Below are 3,841 nucleotides of genomic sequence, written 5' to 3'. Positions count from 1 at the left end.
TTCAGAGTGCAAATATATGAAATTATTTTGACACTTCAAAAGTTTTATTTTCAAAAAAAACAAGTTTACTAATAGATTGATTTTAATCCTCGTTATGTAAGAATCGCTTTTTAGCATATAAATCATCATCGGTTTCTTGATGGTCTTCATCGGGCACGCAACAATCTACCGGACACACAGCTGCACATTGGGGTTCATCGTGAAAACCGATACATTCTGTACATTTATCGGCAACTATAAAGTAATAATCATCACTTATTGCCTCGTGAGGGTCATTGGCACCTAATTCGCGCCCATCGGGTAATACAATTTTTCCTTTAAGAGCAGTTCCTTCACTATAACGCCATTCTTCGCCTCCTTCATAAATAGCATTATTAGGGCACTCAGGTTCACAAGCCCCACAATTAATACAATCATCAGTTATTATTATAGCCATTTTTTTATCGTTAGTTATTAGTAATTAGGTATTAAAGTCAACCGATTTTTTTTGAATGCTTTTTGTTAGGTATGTTAACAACTAAAACTACTTCAAGAACTTCGGATTTACCTCAAACCACAAATCTATAAAAAGTTTTAACCGTGCAAGGTATTCACGAACACGCGTTTTCAGTCCGTAGTAGGCTGTTACATCTTGAGCGTTAAAACCCACAGCTTTTATATGGTTATATTCGGCTAAATAGAGGGCTCGCTCATTATGAAAACGTTGAGATATAATCATAAAGCGTTCTTTGCCAAAGACTGTTTTAGCACGCACTACCGAATCTAATGTTCTAAAGCCTGCATAGTCCATAAGGATACTGGTTTCGGGTATTCCTTTTTTTATCAAGGCTTTTTTCATTTCTTCAGGTTCGTTATAGTCGTTTCGGTGATTATCGCCACTCACCAAAATATATTGTATTTTCTTTGCCTGATATAGCTGCACAGCAGCCTCTATTCTATAAAGAAAGTACTTATTAGGCAAGCCGTTTTTCAAATAAGGATTAGTACCCAATAGCAAGCCCACCTCGCAAGCAGGCACAAGATTCAGATCATCGTACAAGGCTTTTGCTGTTTTTCTATTTACCTGCACATTACAAGCGATAATTACCAAAAGCAACCACAAGGATAATCCCCCCACTATTCTCCAGAAATATTTGTTTTTTAAGGGTTTAAAAAAAGATTTCATCTTGTTTGTTGTTAAAATGCAGTTTGTATTATTTCCCTGCAAATGTTTTTACATCATCTTCTGAAATTTCTTTACCTCCCAAAATAAAAAGGCGTTCTACTACATTTCGCAATTCGCGTATATTTCCTGTCCAATCTTGTTGTTGTAGTAATTCTATTGCTTTTTTACTGAATTTTTTAGGCGAAATACCTTGTTCAGCGGCAATTTTATTAGAAAAATGATTGATGAGCAACGGTATATCCTCACGGCGCTCGTTCAGAGAAGGTACTTTTATGAGTATTACCGCCAATCGATGGTATAAGTCTTCTCGGAAACGCCCTTCGGCTATCTCTTTTTTCAAATCTTTATTGGTAGCAGCTATTACACGCACATCTACACTGATATCTTTATCGCTCCCCACGCGTGTAATTTTATTTTCCTGCAAGGCACGTAGCACTTTTGCTTGGGCAGAGAGACTCATATCGCCAATTTCGTCTAAGAAGATAGTACCATTATTGGCAGCTTCAAATTTACCTGCGCGGTCTTTCACGGCAGAGGTAAAAGCCCCTTTTATATGCCCAAAAAGTTCACTTTCTATCAGTTCCGAAGGGATAGCAGCGCAATTCACCTCTATCATAGGGGCTTCGGCACGCTCGCTTTGGCAGTGCAAAGCGTGAGCCACCAGCTCCTTACCCGTACCATTAGACCCTGTAATGAGTACGCGAGCTTCGGTAGGCGCCACCTTTTCAATCATCAGTCTGATTTGTTGTAGAGGCTCACTTTCGCCTATCATTTCGTAACTTTTGCTTACCTTTTTCTTGAGGTGTTTGTTTTCTACCACCAATTTCTGTTTGTCAAGCGCATTGCGCACTGTGTTCAGCAAGCGGTTCAAATCGGGTGGTTTTGAAATATAGTCATACGCCCCTAAACGCATAGCGTTTACGGCTGTTTCGAGGTCGCCGTGTCCTGAAATCATCACAAAAGGAGTTTCGGGTTTTAGTTTTTTAGTTTCGGTAAGCACCTCCAAGCCGTCCATTTTAGGCATTTTGATATCGCATAGTACTAAGTCATAGTCTTCTTTTTTTATTTTCTCTAATCCTTCAATACCATCGTTAGCCTCTTCTATTTCATAAGTTTTACTTTCTTCTTGTAATATTTTTGTAAGTACACGGCGTATTGCTTGTTCATCTTCTATAATAAGTATTTTTGCCATATTGTAATCAATGATAAATCTATTCTTGCGATTAACTTTGCAAAGGATGTGGTGTAATCGTACTGCAAAGGTAGTAAAAATAAAAAAACTCTCAACTATTGGTCAAGAGTTTTTTTGTTATTTTTATTTATTAAGTTTTCGTTTAACGCTCAAATCGGGTATAGAGATGAGAGTTATATTAGTTTGCTTTGAAAGTATATTTGAAATTCGACTGGTATTTTTGGAACTCTTCTTGCGATGTTACCGTTTTATAGTCGTTATTACCAAATAATTTCAAAAACACCCCACGCTGGCGCGAGCTTGCAGCTCGTGCCCAATTCAAAATTCACAATTCTCTCCCTGTCCTACCTGTCCCATTTGTCCCACATTTTAAACATTTAACTCAACCACCAACGAACCAGCCAATTTTGTCTTTTAACATACGCAGCCCATTCTTCTCTGTTATAGGCTCTACCATCATATAAACGGTAAGTATCAGGAGGGTAATAGCCGCCTTGTTTATAAGGCACGCCTAACTCTTTAGGAGGGGTAGTTTCTTCTATGAAGAGGGAAGTAGAATTCTTTTTTTATCATCTTTCTGAGGAAAAAAAGTTTTTGATTTTGGAATTCTATCACTATATGGACGATCTAAATGTTCAGCTTTTTCATATAAAATCTCTCCTGTATTACTATCTATATAGATACATTTTATAGGGAATCCCATAACACCTTCACCATTATCATTTACTGCAAAAATAACTATATAGAGATATTTTTTAATATTATCATCATATCTTCTTTCAACTCTATAATTAAGAAAATTATCAGTGGATAAAATTCTTAAATTGACACCATATTCCATTTTAATTAATTCACAAAGACTATCTACTGAAAAAGAATAATTTTTATCATAATTTACTTTTTCTATTAAATTCCCATTTTCATCATATTCAATAGATTCTCCTATTGGGAAGTTATAAAAGGTTTTTACAGAACGATGTAGTAGCTCATTTTTATGATAATATTTATATAACTTAAAAGAAGAACCTATTGTCTGTATTTCCTCTGTATATTCTCCCTTATAAAAAAGAACTCTAACCCAATAAGTTTCTTTCTTATAGTATTTATCTGTTGCACTAGAAACTTTCTCTACAAGTTCCCAATTTTTATATTTATTTTTATCAAAATACTCCATAATATTTTTATTTATTGTGTCAATTTGTGCTTTACAATAAGATATTATAAAACAAAATATAATTACGAATACTATCTTTCTCATCTTGCATTCCTTTTTATGATTTTCCATTGCCAATGCCAAGTACTTCGTCTTATTCTATTATAGCTCATTATATTATCTGTTGCATTAATAGGGTCATCATTGCCATTTGTAAAAATAAATTTTTGATCTAAATCATATATAGTTCCATCTCTATGGGTATGGAATAATCCCCACGCTGGCGCGAGCTTGCAGCTCCCCACGCTGGCATATATGCACTTTCGTGTAG

Annotated in this window: 5 protein-coding genes; all 5 read right to left on the bottom strand. The window is 35.4% G+C overall.

Annotation, left to right across the window (positions count from 1 at the left end):
- Positions 1–82 precede the first annotated feature (82 nt).
- Positions 83–436, bottom strand: coding sequence for a 4Fe-4S dicluster domain-containing protein (locus HMPREF9075_RS10115; RefSeq protein ID WP_009416494.1), 354 nt, complete (start codon positions 434–436; stop codon positions 83–85).
- Between the two features lie 87 nt (positions 437–523).
- Complete coding sequence (locus HMPREF9075_RS10110; RefSeq protein ID WP_009416493.1) at positions 524–1,165, bottom strand: vancomycin high temperature exclusion protein; 642 nt, start codon at positions 1,163–1,165, stop codon at positions 524–526.
- Positions 1,166–1,193: 28 nt separating this feature from the next.
- Positions 1,194–2,357 carry a sigma-54 dependent transcriptional regulator gene (locus HMPREF9075_RS10105; RefSeq protein WP_009416492.1) on the bottom strand — a complete coding sequence of 388 codons (1,164 nt, stop codon included), beginning with the start codon at positions 2,355–2,357 and terminating at the stop codon, positions 1,194–1,196.
- 178 nt (positions 2,358–2,535) lie between these two features.
- Positions 2,536–2,679, bottom strand: coding sequence for a hypothetical protein (locus tag HMPREF9075_RS13290; RefSeq protein WP_009416491.1), 144 nt, complete (start codon positions 2,677–2,679; stop codon positions 2,536–2,538).
- Positions 2,680–2,895: 216 nt separating this feature from the next.
- Complete coding sequence (locus HMPREF9075_RS10100) at positions 2,896–3,615, bottom strand: hypothetical protein (protein ID WP_009416489.1); 720 nt, start codon at positions 3,613–3,615, stop codon at positions 2,896–2,898.
- Between the last annotated feature and the right edge of the window lie 226 nt (positions 3,616–3,841).

The organism is Capnocytophaga sp. oral taxon 332 str. F0381, assembly GCF_000318275.2.
In the GTDB taxonomy this organism is placed as follows: domain Bacteria; phylum Bacteroidota; class Bacteroidia; order Flavobacteriales; family Flavobacteriaceae; genus Capnocytophaga; species Capnocytophaga bilenii.
Note: the sequence above shows the minus strand (reverse complement) of the source record. Positions and strands in the feature narration are given on the sequence as shown.